Origin of the sequence: Rhodococcus sp. Leaf233, assembly GCF_001426165.1 — a bacterium.
GTDB lineage: Bacteria > Actinomycetota > Actinomycetes > Mycobacteriales > Mycobacteriaceae > Rhodococcoides > Rhodococcoides fascians.
The window spans coordinates 337,235-355,450 of sequence record NZ_LMRO01000008.1 but is presented as its reverse complement, the minus strand read 5'-3'; the positions used below and the strand labels follow the sequence as shown (position 1 = coordinate 355,450).

The 18,216-nt window shown below is 64.3% G+C and carries 17 protein-coding genes and 1 tRNA gene; 8 read left to right on the top strand and 10 right to left on the bottom strand.

What is annotated here, in order from left to right; genetic code table 11:
* Nucleotides 1-95: 95 nt before the first annotated feature.
* Complete coding sequence (locus tag ASH04_RS09605; RefSeq protein WP_057473387.1) at nt 96-1,037, top strand: NAD(P)/FAD-dependent oxidoreductase; 942 nt, start codon at nt 96-98, stop codon at nt 1,035-1,037.
* 12 nt (nt 1,038-1,049) lie between these two features.
* On the opposite strand, the gene ASH04_RS09600 is transcribed toward ASH04_RS09605, so the two are convergent.
* From ASH04_RS09600 to ASH04_RS09585, 4 genes are all read right to left on the bottom strand, one after another.
* Entirely contained in the window at nt 1,050-1,721 is a 672-nt protein-coding gene (locus ASH04_RS09600) for a nitroreductase (RefSeq protein WP_057473386.1), read from the bottom strand.
* 96 nt (nt 1,722-1,817) lie between these two features.
* A complete protein-coding gene (locus ASH04_RS09595) occupies nt 1,818-2,705 on the bottom strand; it encodes a MetQ/NlpA family ABC transporter substrate-binding protein (protein ID WP_032390981.1) in 888 nt (295 codons plus the stop codon).
* Nucleotides 2,706-2,731: 26 nt separating this feature from the next.
* Complete coding sequence (locus ASH04_RS09590; protein ID WP_057473385.1) at nt 2,732-3,436, bottom strand: methionine ABC transporter permease; 705 nt, start codon at nt 3,434-3,436, stop codon at nt 2,732-2,734.
* Nucleotides 3,433-4,440 carry a methionine ABC transporter ATP-binding protein gene (locus tag ASH04_RS09585; protein WP_057473384.1) on the bottom strand — a complete coding sequence of 336 codons (1,008 nt, stop codon included), beginning with the start codon at nt 4,438-4,440 and terminating at the stop codon, nt 3,433-3,435. Before ASH04_RS09585 ends, ASH04_RS09590 begins: the two co-directional genes overlap by 4 nt.
* A gap of 170 nt (nt 4,441-4,610) precedes the next feature.
* Between ASH04_RS09585 and ASH04_RS09580 the strand changes: the two genes are divergently transcribed.
* Nucleotides 4,611-6,002, top strand: a complete 1,392-nt coding sequence (locus ASH04_RS09580) for an LLM class flavin-dependent oxidoreductase (RefSeq protein ID WP_057473383.1) — start codon at nt 4,611-4,613, stop codon at nt 6,000-6,002.
* Here the strand turns inward: ASH04_RS09580 and ASH04_RS09575 are convergent.
* From ASH04_RS09575 to ASH04_RS09565, 3 genes are all read right to left on the bottom strand, one after another.
* Nucleotides 6,003-6,077, bottom strand: a tRNA-Val gene (locus tag ASH04_RS09575).
* Nucleotides 6,078-6,164: 87 nt separating this feature from the next.
* Nucleotides 6,165-6,626, bottom strand: coding sequence for a peroxiredoxin (locus ASH04_RS09570; protein WP_027497443.1), 462 nt, complete (start codon nt 6,624-6,626; stop codon nt 6,165-6,167).
* 31 nt (nt 6,627-6,657) lie between these two features.
* Nucleotides 6,658-7,080: a DUF3052 domain-containing protein gene (locus ASH04_RS09565; RefSeq protein WP_027497444.1), complete on the bottom strand. Its 423-nt coding sequence runs from the start codon at nt 7,078-7,080 to the stop codon at nt 6,658-6,660.
* A 256-nt stretch (nt 7,081-7,336) separates the two neighbouring features.
* Here ASH04_RS09565 and aceE point away from each other — a divergent pair, with 256 nt between their 5' ends.
* The 6 genes from aceE to ASH04_RS09535 all read left to right on the top strand — a co-directional run bounded on the left by aceE (nt 7,337) and on the right by ASH04_RS09535 (nt 15,978).
* Nucleotides 7,337-10,171 carry a pyruvate dehydrogenase (acetyl-transferring), homodimeric type gene (aceE, locus tag ASH04_RS09560; protein ID WP_032374556.1) on the top strand — a complete coding sequence of 945 codons (2,835 nt, stop codon included), beginning with the start codon at nt 7,337-7,339 and terminating at the stop codon, nt 10,169-10,171.
* Between the two features lie 87 nt (nt 10,172-10,258).
* Nucleotides 10,259-11,683, top strand: a complete 1,425-nt coding sequence (locus ASH04_RS09555; RefSeq protein WP_228139233.1) for a PucR family transcriptional regulator — start codon at nt 10,259-10,261, stop codon at nt 11,681-11,683.
* Nucleotides 11,684-11,811: 128 nt separating this feature from the next.
* Nucleotides 11,812-12,720 (top strand): ACP S-malonyltransferase, encoded by a 909-nt coding sequence (locus ASH04_RS09550; RefSeq protein ID WP_032390974.1) that lies wholly within the window; start codon nt 11,812-11,814, stop codon nt 12,718-12,720.
* An 88-nt stretch (nt 12,721-12,808) separates the two neighbouring features.
* Complete coding sequence (acpM, locus tag ASH04_RS09545) at nt 12,809-13,153, top strand: meromycolate extension acyl carrier protein AcpM (RefSeq protein WP_045841363.1); 345 nt, start codon at nt 12,809-12,811, stop codon at nt 13,151-13,153.
* A gap of 8 nt (nt 13,154-13,161) precedes the next feature.
* Nucleotides 13,162-14,412, top strand: coding sequence for a KasA/KasB family beta-ketoacyl-ACP synthase (locus ASH04_RS09540; RefSeq protein WP_027497449.1), 1,251 nt, complete (start codon nt 13,162-13,164; stop codon nt 14,410-14,412).
* Between the two features lie 132 nt (nt 14,413-14,544).
* Nucleotides 14,545-15,978, top strand: coding sequence for an acyl-CoA carboxylase subunit beta (locus ASH04_RS09535; protein WP_057473382.1), 1,434 nt, complete (start codon nt 14,545-14,547; stop codon nt 15,976-15,978).
* A 166-nt stretch (nt 15,979-16,144) separates the two neighbouring features.
* Here ASH04_RS09535 and ASH04_RS09530 read toward each other — a convergent pair whose 3' ends face one another.
* The 3 genes from ASH04_RS09530 to ASH04_RS09520 all read right to left on the bottom strand — a co-directional run bounded on the left by ASH04_RS09530 (nt 16,145) and on the right by ASH04_RS09520 (nt 18,143).
* Nucleotides 16,145-16,594, bottom strand: a complete 450-nt coding sequence (locus ASH04_RS09530) for a cold-shock protein (protein ID WP_032368157.1) — start codon at nt 16,592-16,594, stop codon at nt 16,145-16,147.
* Nucleotides 16,595-16,682: 88 nt separating this feature from the next.
* On the bottom strand, nt 16,683-17,195 hold the full coding sequence (locus ASH04_RS09525; RefSeq protein ID WP_032368158.1) for a DUF3145 domain-containing protein: 513 nt from the start codon (nt 17,193-17,195) through the stop codon (nt 16,683-16,685).
* Between the two features lie 144 nt (nt 17,196-17,339).
* Nucleotides 17,340-18,143, bottom strand: a complete 804-nt coding sequence (locus ASH04_RS09520; RefSeq protein WP_027497453.1) for a serine hydrolase domain-containing protein — start codon at nt 18,141-18,143, stop codon at nt 17,340-17,342.
* Nucleotides 18,144-18,216: the final 73 nt, after the last annotated feature.

Here is an 18,216-nt window from a genome sequence, read left to right as displayed (position 1 = left end):
GGTCGGGCCCTTCGCAGCAGGTGACCGAATTGTCCAGACAATCAGTAGTACAAATGGCGGGCTTACGCACGGCCCCTGCCGGGCATACTGACGACATGACTGTCGATGCTGGGCGCACCACGGACTCGATCACCATCGTCGGCGCGGGTATCGCGGGTGCCGCCTGTGCCCGAGTACTGCGCGCGGCGGGCGTCCCGTTCCGCATCGTCGATCGAGGACGTGCCCCGGGCGGACGGATGTCCTCCCCCCAGCTTCACGGGCGTCGTGTCGATCTGGGTGCCGGTTACTTCACCGTCCGCGATCAGGATTTCGCGACGGTTGTGTCGGACTGGGAGTCGAGGGGCCTTGCGCGCCAGTGGGCCAACACCTTCGGCATCCTCAAGCCCGAGACCGAACCGTGCACCACCACCGGGCCGGTCCGTTGGGCAACGCCACACGGGCTTCGTTCTCTGGTGCGAGACTTGCTGGGAGACTTCGATATCGAAGGATCCTCCGAGTTGAGCGGCCTACCCGACGGCCACGTCGTGGTTGCGATGCCCGATCCTCAAGCGACTCGACTGACCACAGTCCCCGACGCCGTCGATTACGAACCGGTCATCGCGGTGGCATGTGGATTCGACGGGTTGGATGTGCCGTTCCGCGACGCGGCCTTCGTCAACGATCATCCCGATATCGCGTTCGTCGTCGACGACGGTGCCCGGCGGGGTGACGGTGCGCCGGTGCTGGTGGTTCACACGACCCCCGAGCGGGCACAGCAGCACCTCGCCGATCCCGACGCAGTGATCGCCCCGGTCCTCGACGCGCTACGCGAACTGTCGGTAATCTCCACGGCACCCAACTGGACGCATGCCCATCGCTGGACGTTCGCGAAGCCTGCGGCGCAACATGATTCCACCTTTGCGCTCGAGCTGCGGGACGGACGGCTCGTCGGATTTGCAGGCGATCAATGGTGTGAATCCGGCGCGCCCAGGGTGGAAAGCGCTTGGCGATCGGGCACGGATCTGGGTACGGAACTGGTTGGTCGGCTCCAGAGCTGACGCCGTCACACCTCAGCAGAAAAATGTCACCGTCTCGCTCAACGGTGCACGGCTGGTGCGGAATCCGTTGATCGGGTGGCTCTCGTCGGGGTAGCCGAACGAGATGCCGGCTACCACCCGGCGGGTATCCGGGATATCGAACCATTCGTGGACGAACGGCGAGTACGCGGCGAGCGCGGCCTGAGCTATCGCGCCGAGCCCGAGACTCTGCGCCCCCAGCAGGAACGTCTGCAGATACAGCCCACAGTCGACGGCACCGTACACACCCAGGTCCGCATCGGTGGTGATGATTGCCGCGTGTGGGGCGTCGAACAGCTCGAAATTGCGAATGAACTGACGCGTCGTCGCCTCGGTGTCGGACTTGACCACGCCGATGCTCTCGTAGAGCGCACCGCCACACTCACGACGACGTGCCCGGTGCAAGGCGTTGTAGTTGGCCGGAAACGGAAAATCCGGTTGCGGCACACCGGACGCCACATGTTCCACCAGGGCCTCGGAGAACTTTCGCGTGGCGTCGCCCTCGGTCACGATTATTTGCCACGACTGGGTGTTCGACCACGATGGAGTGCGCTGGGCGGCCGCCAACAACTGTTCGAGCACGTCCCGTGATACCTGCTTCGGCAGGAACTGCCGGCATGAGTACCGCTCGTCGAGGAGTTCGGTCAATGCTTCGTACCGGGTCACGTCGTCCGCCTCGTGTCATCGCTGTCGGGTGCGGATCGAACGTAGCACCACCGCTGCGCCCGACGGTCCGCTGTCGGACCGTCGGGCGCGAGGCCGTTACTGAAGTGGCAGGAGGATGTCCTTCACCCGCGGGTCGGTGGCGAGGAACTCCTGGACCGCAGGGTCCTTGAACGCGGCGACGAGGTTCTTGATGTTGTCGCTGCCCGCCCACCGGCTACCGATCGTGAGCTGGCCGGCGAACTCGTCCGGTGCCGGTGGTGCGAAGATCTGCTTCTCGACGGGAATTCCGGCCGCAAGGTAGTACTCCGTATAGCCCACTGCTGCATCGAGATCCGGCAATGCGCGCGATTGCGCGGCGAAGTCCAGCAACGTGAACTTCAGGTTTTTCGGGTTACCGACGATGTCCTTCTGGGTGGCTGTCGACTTGTCCACCGCCGGGTCGAGGGTGATCAGACCGGCTCGCTCGAGTACCCACAGACCCTGCGCTTCGTTGGCGGGATCCGAGTAGAGCGAGACCGTTGCGCCGTCCGGCAGTTGAGCTGGGTCGGAGTACTTGTCGGACCACAATCCGAAGCCCCAACGGAACACCGGGGTTGCGGCCTCTTCCTGGAAGTCGGGGTTGGATTCGAGTACCTGTCCGAGCCACAGCTTGTGCTGGTACACCGTGGCGGCCACCTCGCCCTCACTCACCGCGCGGTTGATGGTGTTGCTGTCGGCGAGTCCGCGGAATGCAACCGTGATGCCATACTTGGGAGCTACCTGATCGGCGACGAATTCAACGAGTGCCTGCTCGGATGCGTTGCCTTCGGCAGTGGCGACGACGAGTGTTGCGCCCTCGGTTTCGTTGGCCGAGGCCGTGTCGCCGAAGAACGCGATGCGGACAACCACGGCGAGTGCGATCAGCAGCACGACGGCCCCAATGATCCAGGGCGCTTTCCGACGGTTCTTCAGCTCGAAGCCGTGCGCTTCGGTGGACGTTGTCATGATGGATGAGACCTTTCGAATGTGGTTCAAGCAGTGCGCAATGCGCGCTGATGAGGTGTGGTGAAGCGAACGAGCGCATCGCCGACGAGCTGCACGACGGCGACAGTGAGAATCAGGATGACGATCGTGGCGATCATGACGGTGTGATCGAATCTTTGGTACCCGTATGTGACTGCGACATAACCGATTCCGCCCGCTCCGATGGTGCCGGCGATGGCCGAGTATTCGATCATGGCGATGACGTTGATGGTCAGGCCCCCGATGATCGACGGCACGGCCTCGGACAATTGTGTGGTGGTCACCTGCAGCGTGGAACCGCCGGACGCCCGGGCGACGTCGACCACCGACGTCGGGACCGAGCGGAGAGAGTTCTCGACGATGCGGGTGAAGAATGCGATGCCCGCCAACGACATCGGTACCACCGCGGCTGCAATACCGATGTTGGTTCCGGTGATCCAACGAGTGACCGGAACCAACGCAGCCATCAAGATCAGGAACGGCAACGACCGCCCGATGCTGACGATCCAGCTGATCGGCGCATGGAACACCGGGTTTTCGAACAGTCCGCCGGGGCCGAGGTTGAACAGCACCGCTCCGAGCGGCACACCGACGAGCACCACGATGAACATCACGATGCCGACCATGGTCAGTGTGTCGCCGAGCGCAGGCAGGAGCAGAGCAGGCAGCTCGTCGACCGGAACCTTGTTGCTTGCGGCCACGATTGCGATCACGACGCAGCCTCGAGGATCGGCTGCGCGGTCTGTGCAGATCCGGACAACCCCAGGGCTTTCAGTGCACCGGGGACGCGTCCACTCAGGTGGGCACCGATGCCGAGCGACGCACTGCCGACAGCCACTCCGGCCACTACCTGAACGGAGGCTCCCAACAGCGCAACCGGTGCGCCCAGGTCCTGGCCCAGCCGCGAGATCCAGTCCTGCGGAACGTCGGGCGAGTCGTAGGTGACGTACCAGCGCACGTCGCCGGCTGCAGCCTGTGCGTCGTCACGCCTGGGGCGCAGCTCGTTGCCGAGCGCCGACGTGTGGTCGGTCAGTAGGTCGACCAGCCGACCCGATTCGACGATGCGTCCGTGATCGAGTCTGGCCACCGAATCAGCGGCTCGCAGAACGGTATCCATTTCGTGGGTGATGAACACGATGGCTAGGTCGAGGTCCTGGCGCAGTTCTCGCAGCAACTCGACCACCGATTCGGTGGTCTGCGGATCCAAGCCGGAGGTGGCCTCGTCGGAGAGCAGCACCGACGGTCGAAGCGCCAACGCACGCGCAATTCCCACTCGTTGCCGCTGTCCGCCCGAGAGTTGAAAGGGATAGCGAGCGGCTTTGTCGGACAAACCCACTCGGTCGAGAAGCTCACCCACCCTCCTGTCCGTCTCGGCTTTCGTGGCCCCGAGGAAGTCCAATGGCAAGGCGACGTTCTCCGCCACGGTTCGACGCGAGAGAAGACTCGAAGACTGAAACACCGTGCCGATGCGCCGCCGCGCAACCCGAAGTTGTTTGGTATTCAACGCCGTCAGGTCGTCCCCGTTGACGATCACCGAGCCCGAGGTGGGCCGGGTGAGCAGGTTGATGCACTGGGCCAGCGTGCTCTTGCCCGCACCGCTGGGGCCGACCACGGCGAGAATCTCGCCGGACCGAACCGAGAAATCCAGCCGGTCGAGTACGACGGTTGTGCTCTCCCCTGTCCCGTAGGTCTTGGTCAACTGCGCTATTTCGATCATGCTCCGACGCTCTTTTCAGTGATGTGACGGCGCAACACTGAGGTGTCGGCGGCTCGATGACCAGCTATCGACTCATCACGATCCGAACTGTTCCCACCGGCCTGGGTCGTCGGTAGCGTCGCATCGCTGTCGATATCCAAGACAGGTCGTCCTGCCGAAGGAGTTCCCCCGTGTCACGCGAGATTCGTTTCAATGCCTTCGACATGAATTGCGTCGCGCATCAGTCCCCCGGTCTGTGGCGTCATCCGCTCGATCAGTCGTGGCGGTACAAGGAACTTGGTTACTGGACCGATCTTGCGAAGCTGCTGGAGCGCGGGCTGTTCGATGGACTGTTCGTGGCCGACGTCCTCGGCACCTACGACGTGTACGGCGGCAATCACGACGCAGCCATCCGGCATGGAGCGCAGATTCCGGTGTCGGATCCACTCCTGCTCGTCAGCGCGCAGGCCGCCGTTACCGAGCATCTGGGCTTCGGCATCACCGCGGGAACCGGTTTCGAGCATCCGTATCCGTTCGCACGCAGACTCTCCACGCTCGATCATCTGACCAACGGCCGCATCGGGTGGAACGTCGTCACCGGGTATCTGCCGTCGGCGGCGCAGAACATGGGACACGACGATCAGCTGAAACACGACGATCGTTACGACCACGCCGACGAATACCTCGAGGTGCTCTACAAGCTGTGGGAGGCATCGTGGGACGACGACGCGGTGGTCCGTGATCGCGAAACGGGCGTGTTCACCGACCCCACCAAGGTGCATCGAATCGGCCACCGCGGCAAGCACTTCACAGTGCCGGGTATCCATCTGGCCGAGCCGTCGCCGCAGCGGACGCCGGTGATCTTCCAGGCCGGCGCGTCACCACGCGGCGTGCGGTTCGCGGCGCAGAATGCCGAGGCGATCTTCGTCGGCGCACCCACCAAGGAGATTCTGGCGCAAACGGTTTCGAATATTCGTCGAGCCTTGCGCGATGCCGGCCGCGATCCGTACTCGGCACGGATCTACCAGTTGCTTACCATCGTCACCGACGAGACATCAGAGCTCGCCCACGCCAAGCACGACGAGTATCGGTCGTATGCCAGTGCCGAGGGTGCGTTGGTGTTCATGTCGGGTTGGATGGGAGTCGACCTGTCGCGGTATGCGCTCGACGAGCCGCTCGGCAATGTCGAGAGCAATGCGATTCAGTCGTTCGTCGCGTCGTTCCAGTCGATCGGGGCCGACGGCAAGGAATGGACGGTCCGCGATATCGCCGAGTGGGGCGGAATCGGCGGTGCCGGTCCGCGCATCGTCGGCTCCCCCGGCGAAGTCGCAGACCAATTGCAGGAGTGGGTGGACGAGACCGACGTCGACGGATTCAACCTTGCGTACGCCATCACCCCGGGAACGTTCGAGGATGTCGTTCGGTTCGTCGTTCCAGAATTGCAGCGGCGGGGTGTCTATCGCACCCAATACACACCGGGCACATTGCGTCACAAGCTCTTCGGTAAGGGTCATCGACTGCCCGAAGAACACCGGGCGCAGCAGATCGTGCGGGAGGTTCGGGAAGCCGCGAGAATTTCGTGATGGTGGGCGCAGAGGGGTTCGAACCCCCGACCGCTGGTGTGTAAAACCAGAGCTCTACCGCTGAGCTATACGCCCGAGTACCGGCGGCCTGGGGATATCCCCGGGCCACCGGAACGCTTGGAGAAATTTATCGTGTCTGCTGTCTAACTACAATTCCGCAGGTCAGCTCACCTGTGCGAGTGCCTCAGCCCACGATGAACTGTCTCGAGCTTCCCCGGGACCGTTCATTTCGGCGAATCTGATGATTCCGGACTTGTCGACCACGAAGGTTCCACGATTGGCGAATCCTGCGCTGTCGTTGAACACGCCGTACGCCTGAGCCACTTCACCGTGTGGCCAGAAGTCGGACAGCAGCGGAAAGGTATAACCCTGCTCTGCTGCCCAAATCTTGTGGGTCGGAGGCGGACCTACCGAGATCGCCAGGATCGCGGTGTCGTCGTTCTCGAATGTCGGTAGCTCGTCGCGCACTCGGCACAGCTCGCCCTGACACGTGCCGGTGAAGGCCAGTGGATAGAACACGAGCAGAACGTTCTTCACGTCCCGGTACGACGACAAGGTGACCAATTGGTTGTTCTGGTCTTTGAGGGTGAAGTCGGGCGCAACAGCGCCAACCTCGATCGGCATCTAGAACCGTCTTCCTGTGTCGAGCATGGGCCTACCGCTTGCTGGCAGGGGTCTTGGGCTGAACCAATCGACTTCCGATCCAGTCACCGAGATTGGCCGCAGAGGTCTGCGTCAACCCGGCTGTCGGAGCGGACTCGGCAATCTCGCTGGGCTCCACATGACCGGACATGCCGGTCTTGGGGCTGAGGACCCACACGATGCCATCGTCCGAGAGCGGACCGATGGCATCCATGAGTGCATCGACCAGGTCACCGTCTCCGTCGCGCCACCACAGCAGTACGACATCGATCACCTCGTCGGAATCCTCGTCGAGGGTCTCGCCACCGATCGCATCTTCTACGTCGGCGCGCAGATCATCGTCGGTGTCCTCGTCCCAGCCCAGCTCTTGAACGACCATGTCGCGAGTGATGCCAAGTTTCTGAGCGTAGTTCTGAGCGTCCGCCGCGGCGACCACGGTGGTGACCTCCTTGAATTGTGGGTGCAGTAGACAAAGCGAACAGGGTCGAAGCCGTTCGCGCAAGCTGACCGCGCCGAAATTGCGTACATAAATTTCTACTGGTGGGTATCGGACCTCTGTACTACCAGAACCGACGAGATGCGGCAGGATTGGGGAGGAATCACGAGAACGAGGAATGTAGATCGCCGTCACAGGGGCGAGCTACCGGACCGGGCGCCACACCGAGCGTCCGCCACATTGAGGAGTGCACACGTTGTCCGAAGTGAACAGCGGCGAACGGCAGAACACATCGTCTGCAGGCAAGAAGGGCTCGGACGGCCGGGTCCGCGTCATCCGTGAGGGTGTCGCGTCGTACCTGCCCGATATCGACAACGACGAGACCAACGAATGGATCGAATCGTTCGACGGCTTGCTGGAGAGGTCCGGACCCAACCGCGCTCGCTACCTGATGCTCAGGTTGCTCGAGCGCGCCGGCGAGCGCCGCGTCGCGCTCCCGTCGCTGACATCGACGGATTACGTCAACACGATTCCCACCGAGAACGAGCCGTGGTTCCCCGGCGACGAGTCGATGGAACGCCGCTATCGCGCCTGGATCCGCTGGAATGCCGCGATCATGGTGCACCGCGCACAGCGTCCGGGCGTCGGCGTCGGTGGCCACATCTCGACCTACGCGTCGTCGGCTGCGTTGTACGAGGTCGGCTTCAACCACTTCTTCCGCGGCAAGGATCACCCGGGCGGCGGCGACCACATTTTCATTCAGGGCCACGCCTCCCCCGGCATCTACGCCCGCGCGTTCCTCGAAGGCCGCATCCCGGCCGAGCGCATGGACGGCTTCCGCCAGGAAGCGAGCCACGTGAACGAGGGCGGCGGACTGCCGTCGTACCCGCACCCACGGCTGATGCAGGACTTCTGGGAGTTCCCGACGGTGTCGATGGGCCTCGGTCCGATGAACGCCATCTACCAGGCGCGCTTCAACCACTACCTGAACGACCGCGGCATCAAGGACACCTCCGATCAGCACGTGTGGGCGTACCTCGGCGACGGCGAGATGGACGAGCCGGAATCGCGTGGACTCGCGCACGTGGCCGCCACCGAGGGCCTCGACAACCTCACCTTCGTCGTCAACTGCAACCTGCAGCGTCTCGACGGCCCGGTGCGCGGCAACGGCAAGATCATCCAGGAACTGGAGTCGTTCTTCCGCGGAGCCGGCTGGAACGTCATCAAGGTCGTCTGGGGCCGCGAGTGGGACTCGCTGCTGCACAAGGACCGCGACGGCGCACTGGTGAACCTCATGAACACCACGCCCGACGGCGACTTCCAGACCTACAAGGCCAACGACGGCAGCTACGTCCGCGATCACTTCTTCGGCCGCGACCCACGAACGAAGGAGCTCGTCAAGGATCTCTCGGACGACGAGATCTGGAACCTCAAGCGCGGCGGCCACGACTACCGCAAGGTGCACGCTGCCTACGCGGCTGCGATGTCGCACAAGGGCCAGCCGACGGTCATCCTGGCGCACACCATCAAGGGCTACACCCTGGGCAAGCACTTCGAGGGCCGTAATGCCACGCACCAGATGAAGAAGCTGACGCTCGACGATCTCAAGACGTTCCGCGATCTCCAGCACATCCCGATCTCCGACGAGGAGCTCGAGAAGGATCCGTACATGCCGCCGTACTACCACCCCGGTGCGGACGCTCCCGAGATCCAGTACATGCTCGATCGTCGCAGCAAGCTCGGCGGATTCGTCCCCGAGCGCCGCGTGGACGTCAAGCCACTGCCGCAGCCCGGCGACGACACCTACAAGACGCTCCGCAAGGGCTCGGGCAAGCAGGAAGTCGCCACCACGATGGCACTCGTGCGCGTCATGAAGGAGCTGTTGCGAGACAAGGAGATCGGCCACCGAATCGTGCCGATCATTCCCGACGAGGCTCGCACGTTCGGTATGGACTCGTGGTTCCCGTCGCTGAAGATCTACAACCGCAACGGCCAGCTCTACACCTCGGTCGACTCGGAACTGATGCTCGCCTACAAGGAGAGCTCGGTCGGTCAGATCCTGCACGAGGGCATCAACGAGGCAGGCTCCACGTCGTCGTTCACCGCGGTCGGTACCTCGTACGCGACGCACGGCGAGGTCATGATCCCGCTGTACATCTTCTACTCGATGTTCGGCTTCCAGCGCACCGGCGACGGTCTCTGGGCTGCAGCAGACCAGATGGCCCGCGGGTTCGTGCTCGGTGCCACGGCAGGTCGCACCACCCTGACCGGTGAGGGTCTCCAGCACGCCGACGGTCACTCACTGCTGCTGGCGTCGACCAACCCCGCGGCGGTGGCGTACGACCCGGCGTTCTCCTACGAGATCGCGCACATCGTCAAGGACGGTCTGCGTCGCATGTACGGCGGCACCAAGGGCCCAGACGGAGAGTTGCTGCCTGGTTTCGGCGGCGAGAACATCTTCTACTACATCACCCTGTACAACGAGCCGTACGTACAGCCGGCCGAGCCCGAGAACCTCGACGTCGAGGGGCTGCTCAAGGGCATCTACCGGTTCGCAGAACCCCAGGAGGGCGACGGACCCGAGGCACAGCTGCTCGCGTCCGGCGTCGGCATCGTCTCGGCCCGCAAGGCACGTGAATTGCTGTTCGAGGAGTGGGGCGTTCGTTCGGCCGTGTGGTCCGTCACCTCGTGGGGCGAACTGCGCCGCGACGGCGTCGAAGCCGAGAAGGAGTCGCTGCGCAACCCGGGTGCCGACAAGCGCGTTCCGTTCGTCACCTCGGCCCTGGCCGATGCCAACGGCCCGGTCATCGCGTCCTCCGACTGGATGCGCGCCGTGCCGGATCAGATCCGCCAGTGGGTTCCGGGCGATTACGTCACCCTCGGAACCGACGGCTTCGGCTTCTCCGACACCCGCCCGGCTGCACGACGGGTGTTCAACGTCGATGCCGAGTCCATCGTCGTCGCCACACTGTCCGCTCTCGCGGCATCGGGCGAGATCGACAAGTCCAAGGCCGTCGAGGCTGCCGAGAAGTACAAGATCGACGACGTCACCGCAGCTCCGACGTCGTACGCCGATACCGGCTCGGCGTAGGTCTTCGCCGTGATCGGCCGACCCCCGTTCCACCTCGCGACGAGAGTCCAGCGCGAGGTGGGCGGGGGTCGGGCGTAGGTTCTCCTTATGTCCGATGCGAAACCCGATTCACCGGACAGTTCGTCCGCGCGTGATGTCTCCCGGCGCGACGCTTACCGTGAAGCGTTGCGTGAGTCGTTGGCTCGTGACTCCCCGGCCCGTGACTCCCCCACCCGTGATTCGCTCACGACCGACAACGAGGTCCACCTTCCGGTCAACTCGTTGGCCCCTTCGCGCCAGAAGCGCGACCCTCTGCCCGACGCCCTGTTGCGACGCGTCAAACAGTTCTCCGGCCGCCTCTCGACCGAGGCAGTGACCACGATGCAGGGCCAGTTGCCGTTCTTCGGCGATCTCGACGCCGCCCAGCGGGCCAGCGTCCAGCTGCTGATCCAGACGGCCGTCGACAACTTTCTCGAATGGCTCAAGAACCCGAACAGCGACATTCGATTCAGCCTCGACGCCTTTCAGGTGATCCCGCAAGACCTTGCCCGACGCCTCACATTGCGTCAGACCGTCGACATGGTTCGGGTGGCGATGGAGTTCTTCGAGCAGTGGCTCCCTGCGCTCGCCCGCAACGACCAGCAGTTGGTCGCGCTGACCGAGGCCGTGCTGCGGTACGGCCGCGAGCTGGGGTTCGCAGCGGCGTCCGTGTACGCGAGTGCAGCCGAGTCACGAGGGGCGTGGGACACCCGCCTCGAAGCGCTCGTCGTCGACGCCGTCGTCCGCGGCGACACGGGATCGGACATGCTTTCCCGTGCTGCCACGTTGAACTGGGACGCCACTGCGCCCGCGACGGTATTGGTGGGCACTCCCCCGGAAGACCGCGGCGTATCCGTCGTGGGCACCGTGCACTCCGTCGCTCAGAAGCACGGTCGAGCTGCGTTGGCGGTTGTTCAGGGGACCCGATTGGTGATGGTGGTCAGTGGCCAGCTCGACGACACCGCGGCGCATCACGCGTTCATCGACGACATGTTGCAGAACTTCTCCGACGGCCCTGTCGTCATCGGTCCCACCACCCGCACCTTGGGCGCAGCGCACTCGAGCGCGGTGGAGGCCTTTGCCGGCATGCAGGCCGTGGCGGGCTGGCGGGGCGCACCGCGGCCGGTTCACGCCGGCGAGTTGCTGCCCGAACGAGCATTGCTGAACGACGGGGCAGCTATCTCGGCTCTCAACGATCATGTCGTCGTTCCGTTGGCCGCGGCAGGTTCGGGTTTGGCCGACACGCTCGATGCGTATCTCGACTGCGGCGGTGCCGTGGAAACCTGCGCTCGGCAGCTGTTTGTTCATCCAAATACCGTCCGGTATCGGCTCAAGCGCATTGCTGAGGTGACCGGTCGTGATCCCACTCACCCGCGCGACGCGTACGTCCTTCGGGTCGCGGCAACGGTAGGTAGGTTGGCTCGAACGCATCACGAACCGACATATCCAGCCCCATATGTCACACAGGTCACATTTGGTGAAGTGGTCACGTAACGCCGAACCGCCTTCCGGCGATAGCGGGTCTCCACGAGGCAATTTGTAGGGTTCCCACAAATTGCTTGTCGAGAGTTCATCGAGCGCGACATCACTGATCGAGGGCCCGACAGTGTTCTCTTAACCCTGTGATTGCGTTGCTTGCGCCCGGTCAGGGCTCCCAGACTCCCGGCATGCTGCTGCCTTGGCTCGAAATCCCGGGCGCGGCCGATCGACTGGCCTTGTGGTCCAAGGCCTCCGGCCTGGATCTCGTGCGACTCGGCACCACCGCCACCGCCGAGGAAATCACCGACACTGCGGTGACTCAGCCACTGGTCGTGGCGTCGGCCCTACTGGCCTTCGAGGAAATCGCCTCGCGTGGACTGTTCCCCGACGACGCCATCGTGGCCGGCCACTCGGTCGGCGAGCTGGCGGCTGCTGCCATTGCCGGCGTGATCTCCTCCGACGACGCGGTATCTCTGGCGGCGGTGCGCGGTGCTGCGATGGCCAAGGCCTGCGCCCTCGAACCGACCGGCATGTCCGCCGTACTCGGCGGCGACGAAGCCGCAGTTCTGGCCCGGCTCGAAGAACTCGATCTCGCCCCGGCCAACGTCAACGCTGCCGGTCAGATCGTTGCTGCAGGTCTGCTGACCAAGTTGGCGGAACTGGCCGAGAGCGCACCCGAGAAGGCGCGGGTCCGAGCACTCCCGGTCGCGGGTGCCTTCCACACCAAGTACATGGCATCAGCAGGCGACACCGTCGCCGCGGCCGCAGCCGCCATCACCCCGTCCGAGCCGACGCACACCCTGCTGTCCAACTCGGACGGTCAGCCGGTCGCATCGGGCACCGATGCGCTCACCAAACTTGCTGCCCAGGTCACCCGCCCCGTGCGGTGGGACCTGTGCAGCGCATACCTGCGTACCGCGCAGGTCACCGGACTTGCGGAGCTGCCCCCGGCAGGCGCACTGGTCGGCATCGCCAAGCGTGAACTGCGCGGCGTGCCCAACCTCGGCCTGAAGACACCGGCGGACATCTCCGCATTGGCCGAGCTCGGATAGCTCGGTCACCTTCACACCGCAGTCTCGGTACTGCGGATCGACTTCCACTCCCCGAGTGGCAGAAATGCACAACCGCGTCTCGAAGCACATGACTTCGGCGTTCGACACAGAAGAGAAGGGAGCCACAACAGTGGCCAGCCAGGAAGACCTCATCGCCGGACTTGCAGAGATCATCGAGGAGGTCACGGGCATCGAACCGTCCGAGGTGACCATCGAGAAGTCCTTCGTGGACGACCTCGATATCGACTCGCTCTCCATGGTCGAGATCGCAGTGCAGACCGAGGACAAGTACGGCGTGAAGATCCCCGACGAAGACCTCGCAGGTCTGCGCACCGTCGGCGACGCCGTCAACTACATCCAGAAGCTCGAAGCGGAGAACCCCGAAGCCGCAGAAGCTATCAAGGCCAAGCTCGACGACTCCGCGAGCGAGTGACACGACCCATGACCAACCCATCCACCGCCAACGGACGCTTCCCCAGTGTCGTCGTCACCAGCCTTGCTGCGACCACGTCACTCGCGGGTGACGTCGATGCCACGTGGAAGGGTCTGCTGAACGGCGAAAGCGGAATCGGCACTCTGGAAGACGATTTCGTCACCGAGTACGATCTGCCCGTGCGGATCGGCGGACACCTCGCGGTGAACCCGCAGAGTCTGCTCTCGCGGGTCGAGATCCGTCGCCTGAGCTACGTGGAGCAGTTGTCCACGGTGCTCGGTCGTGAGGTCTGGAAGAACGCCGGCTCGCCCGACGTCGATCCCCTCCGCCTCGGCGTGTCGATCGGTACCGGACTCGGTGGCGGCGATTCTCTCATCGACGCCAACGACAAGATGAAGGCCGGCGGCTACCGCAAGGTGTCCCCGCTCGCCGTTCAGATGGTCATGCCGAACGGCCCAGCAGCGGTCGTCGGGCTCGAGCTCAAAGCACAAGCCGGCGTCATCACGCCCGTCTCCGCCTGCTCCTCGGGATCGGAAGCCATTGCGCATGCATGGCGGATGATCGTGATGGGCGACGCGGACATGGTCGTCACCGGCGGCGTCGAGGGATACATCGACGCGGTTCCGATCGCCAGCTTCTCCATGATGCGGGCGATGAGCACCAACAACGACAACCCGAAGGGTGCGTCACGTCCGTTCGACAAGGATCGTGACGGCTTCGTCTTCGGTGAAGCGGGTGCGCTCATGGTCATCGAGACCGAGGAGCACGCCAAGGCACGCGGCGCAACGATCCACGCCCGCCTGCTCGGTGCCGGAATCACCTCGGACGGGTTCCACCTCGTGGCCCCCGACCCCGAGGGCAAGGGTGCCGCGCGTGCGATGCAGCGCGCCATCGAGACCGCAGGCCTGCAGAAGTCCGACATCACCCACGTGAACGCCCACGCAACGGCAACTCCCATCGGAGACACTGCCGAAGCGCTGGCGATCAACAAGGCAGTCGGAAATCACGCAGCGGTGTACGCACCGAAATCCGCTCTGGGCCACTCGATCGGCGCTGTCGGCGCCCTCGAGTCGGTACTGACGGTGCTGGCAGTGCGAGAGGGAATCATCCCTCCCACACTGAATTTGGAGAACCAGGATCCCGAAATCGATCTCGATGTCGTCAAGGGCGAGCCCCGCGTCGGACAGATCGACTACGCGATCAACAACTCGTTCGGATTCGGTGGGCACAACGTAGCGCTCGCCTTCGGTAAGGCGTGATCCACTGAGTCGACTTCTCGACTCAGCGAATCCCGCTCTCGCAGTGCATGATCCGAGCTGGGGCCGTTCTTTCGACGGACGGCCCCGGCTCGGGCCTCGCCCCCGCCAGGGGCCCTGAAGAAGGACAACGCGATGACCATTCTGGCCCCTGTCACACGATCCGGCACCTCCACCGATCCGCGCGACCCCCTCACCCGCCTCGAAATGCTCTTCGACGCCGGAACCACTGTCCCCCTGCATGATCGGGACAAGTCGGGAATTCTGGCCGCATCGGGCGAAATCGACGGCGTCCACACCATCGCCTACTGCTCCGACGCCACCGTCATGGGCGGTGCCATGGGGGTGGACGGCTGCAAGCACATCGTTGCCGCGATCGACACCGCCATCGAACAGCGCGCCCCGATCGTCGGCGTCTGGCACTCGGGTGGTGCTCGCCTCGCCGAGGGCGTCGAGGCTCTCCATGCCGTCGGACTCGTCTTCGAGGCCATGGTGCGAGCGTCCGGCCTCGTCCCACAGATTTCCGTCGTCCTCGGTTTCGCAGCCGGTGGTGCAGCGTACGGTCCCGCTTTGACCGACGTCGTCATCATGGCTCCCGAGGGACGCGTATTCGTCACCGGACCCGACGTCGTTCGCAGCGTCACCGGCGAACAGGTCGATATGGAGTCGCTCGGGGGCCCCGACACGCACCACAAGAAGTCCGGGGTCTGCCACATCGTCGCCGACAGCGAGATGGACGCGTTCACCCGCGCCCGCCGTCTGGTGTCGATGTTCTGCGAGCAGGGCGTGTTCGACATCGCCGCCGCAGAACACGGCGACACCGATCTACGCGCACTGATGCCCGAATCCAACCGTCGTGCCTACGACGTGCACCCGATCATTCACGAACTGCTCGACAACGTCGAAGGCGAATCGACGTTCGAGGAGTTCCAGGGAGGCTGGGCTCGCAGCATCGTCATCGGTCTCGGCCGCATCAGTGGCCGCACCGTCGGCGTGATCGCCAACAACCCCATCCGACTCGGAGGTTGCCTGAACTCCGAAAGTGCCGAGAAGGCAGCGCGTTTCGTTCGCCTGTGCGACGCCTTCGGTATACCGCTCATTGTGGTCGTCGATGTGCCGGGCTACCTGCCGGGCGTCAGCATGGAATGGGAAGGCGTCGTTCGCCGCGGAGCGAAGTTGCTGCACGCGTTCGCCGAGGCCACCGTCCCCCGCGTCACGCTGGTCACACGCAAAATCTACGGCGGTGCCTACATCGCGATGAATGCCCGCGCACTCGGTGCCACCGCGGTCTACGCCTGGCCCGGCTCCGAGGTCGCCGTAATGGGCGCGAAGGCGGCCGTCGGCATCCTGCACAAGAAGGCGCTCGCCGCCGCACCGGAGGAAGAGCGAGAGGCACTGCACGACCGCCTCACCGTCGAGCACGAGAGCATCGCAGGCGGTGTCGATCGCGCAGTGGCCATCGGCGTGGTCGACGAGGTCATCGAGCCCAGCAAGACCCGAAGCACGGTTGCGAAGGCTCTCGCCGCAGCACCTGCGGCTCGCGGAAATCACAAGAACATCCCGCTCTGATCGACTCCGACCGCTCACTCCTGCGGTCCGTCAGCCCTGCCCCGAGACCCCACCCCGGTTGGGAACCCACCCCGGTTGGGATCAATGCGCCTTTCAGGCACTCCATGTGCAAGAAAGCCACATTGATTCACACCGGGGACGGGCAAACGAGGCCAATCGAGGTCGGTCAGCCCTGGATCCATCGGTGATCGTGGGCCAGTCGAACGACGGCCGATCGCACGTCGAGTATCTGCGCAGCCGTGAGCGTGCCGTTCGACGTCAGTAGTTGCTCGGTCAGCTCGGTGGTGAAGTCCGCCTCGGACAGGACGTCCGCGCCTGCGTCGTCGTGGCGCTGGTGACCACTGACGGGTGCGGTGTTGTGGAATGGGACGTCGGGTTTGTGCCGGGTCACCAGAGCGGTCGACGTCGGCCCGTCGATGATCTGAACCTCGGTGGCCTTGAGACCCCGGTCACCGTCTACGGCAACGTATTCGACGCGTACTCCCGGTGCCAACAGTCGTTTGTCGAAGTCCAGATCGTTGACGTGGATGAACACGTCCTCGCCGCCCTCGTCCGGCGCTACGAATCCGTACCCCTTGAACTCGTCGAATCGAATCACTTTTCCGGTCGACAACATCGAACTCACCACTCCACGGTCGTTCCCACATGCCTACCCCAGGCACGAACGCGAAACTACCGCCGCGACGAATCCCCGGCAACCGCTGCTAGCCGACGTTGCGGCTGAGCCAGGTCACTTCTGCTCCTGCGCCTCCGGTGCGGAACGGCTCGAGTGCGGCATCCCAATCCGAGCCGAGCGCGTGCTCCACTGCGGCGGCGAGGTTGCCTTGGTTGTTCTCCATCAGGGCGCGCAGTCGCATCTCGCCGAGCACCACGTCCCCGTTGGCACTCGTCGATCCGCGCCAGAGACCCAATCCGGGTACGTGCGAGAACCGTTCGCCGTCGACGCCTTCGCTGGCGTCTTCGGTCACCTCGTAGCGCAGCATCTGCCAGGAGCGCAGGATGCCGGCGAGCTTCGCTCCGGTGCCTACGGGCCCGATCCAGTCCGTGGTGGCGCGCAGCTGACCGTCGGATGCCGGCTGCGCGGACCACTTCAAATTGGCACGGCAATCGAGGGCGTCGGACAACGCCCATTCGACATGCGGGCACAGCGCAGCGGGCGACGAGTGGATGTACACAACACCCGACGTCGCATCTGCGAATTGGTTCGATCCACGCATTGCACTACCTCCAGCTTCGACGAGGGACGTCTTCCCCAACGACCTCGACATGCTCGAACTGGTTGCAGCGATTCAACGCGTGTGTGTACTAGTGTGCCCCGAGTTGCCCCTGTTGCGCCAGTGCAATCTGTGAACGGTGGTGTTTCACCCGGCCAGGACGGCGTCGGAGAGCTCGGGCCAGAGCGGTTTGGCCCAATCTCCGAAGTTCCGATCGGTCAGCACCACACACGCGATCCTCACCGACGGGTCCACCCACAGGAACGTCCCGGCCTGTCCGAAGTGGCCGAACGTAGCCCTCGAGTTGTTACTCCCAGTCCAGTGCGGGGTCTTGTCGTCGCGCAGCTCGAACCCCAGACCCCAGTCGCAGGGCTTGTGCGATCCGTACCCGGGCACGATTCCGTTCAGGCCGGGAAACTGCACGTCGACGGCCGAAGACAGTGTCTGCGACGCGAGGAGAGTCGGTTCCAACAGCTCCGCGGCGAACTTGGTCAGGTCTGCAACGGACGAACGGGCACCGTGACCGGCCGACCCGGGCAGCGACGTGTCGACCATCCCGAGCGGACCGCAGACGGCCTCATCCAGGTAGTCGGGAAAGGTAATTCCCGACTCTGCTTCGATGAGCTCGGCCAAGACCTCGAATCCCGCGCTCGAGTAGATCCTCTTTGTGCCGGCAGGAGCCTGCACCTTCCGCTCGCCGAACGCCAGTCCCGAGGCATGCGCCAGCAGATGCCGCACAGTCGACCCCTCCGGCCCTGCGGGCTGATCGAGCTCGACGGCACCTTCCTCGACCGCAACGAGCACCGCGTAGGCGGCGAGCAATTTGGTGACCGACGCCAGCTCGAAGACGCGCGCGGTGTCCCCCACCTCCTCCCGCACTCCGGCGTCGGTGACGACGGCAGCACTGACATGGTCGACGGGCCACGAGGCAGTGAGATCGAGGGTAGTCACGACCCCAAAGCCTAATTGTCCGTCGATGCCGGTGGATCGGTCCCCCGCCGGGCTAGTCTCGGACGACAGGAAT

Excerpts from the sequence above, each read along its gene's own strand:
- ASH04_RS09595 (WP_032390981.1), bottom strand. The coding sequence starts at position 2,705 with ATGACAACGTCCACCGAAGCGCACGGCTTCGAGCTGAAGAACCGTCGG.
- ASH04_RS09540 (WP_027497449.1), top strand. The coding sequence starts at position 13,162 with ATGACCAACCCATCCACCGCCAACGGACGCTTCCCCAGTGTCGTCGTC.
- ASH04_RS09525 (WP_032368158.1), bottom strand. The coding sequence starts at position 17,195 with ATGCGTGGATCGAACCAATTCGCAGATGCGACGTCGGGTGTTGTGTAC.
- ASH04_RS09605 (WP_057473387.1), top strand. The coding sequence starts at position 96 with ATGACTGTCGATGCTGGGCGCACCACGGACTCGATCACCATCGTCGGC.
- ASH04_RS09555 (WP_228139233.1), top strand. The coding sequence starts at position 10,259 with ATGTCCGATGCGAAACCCGATTCACCGGACAGTTCGTCCGCGCGTGAT.
- acpM (WP_045841363.1), top strand. The coding sequence starts at position 12,809 with ATGACTTCGGCGTTCGACACAGAAGAGAAGGGAGCCACAACAGTGGCC.
- ASH04_RS09535 (WP_057473382.1), top strand. The coding sequence starts at position 14,545 with ATGACCATTCTGGCCCCTGTCACACGATCCGGCACCTCCACCGATCCG.
- ASH04_RS09570 (WP_027497443.1), bottom strand. The coding sequence starts at position 6,626 with ATGCCGATCGAGGTTGGCGCTGTTGCGCCCGACTTCACCCTCAAAGAC.
- ASH04_RS09530 (WP_032368157.1), bottom strand. The coding sequence starts at position 16,594 with ATGTTGTCGACCGGAAAAGTGATTCGATTCGACGAGTTCAAGGGGTAC.
- ASH04_RS09585 (WP_057473384.1), bottom strand. The coding sequence starts at position 4,440 with ATGATCGAAATAGCGCAGTTGACCAAGACCTACGGGACAGGGGAGAGC.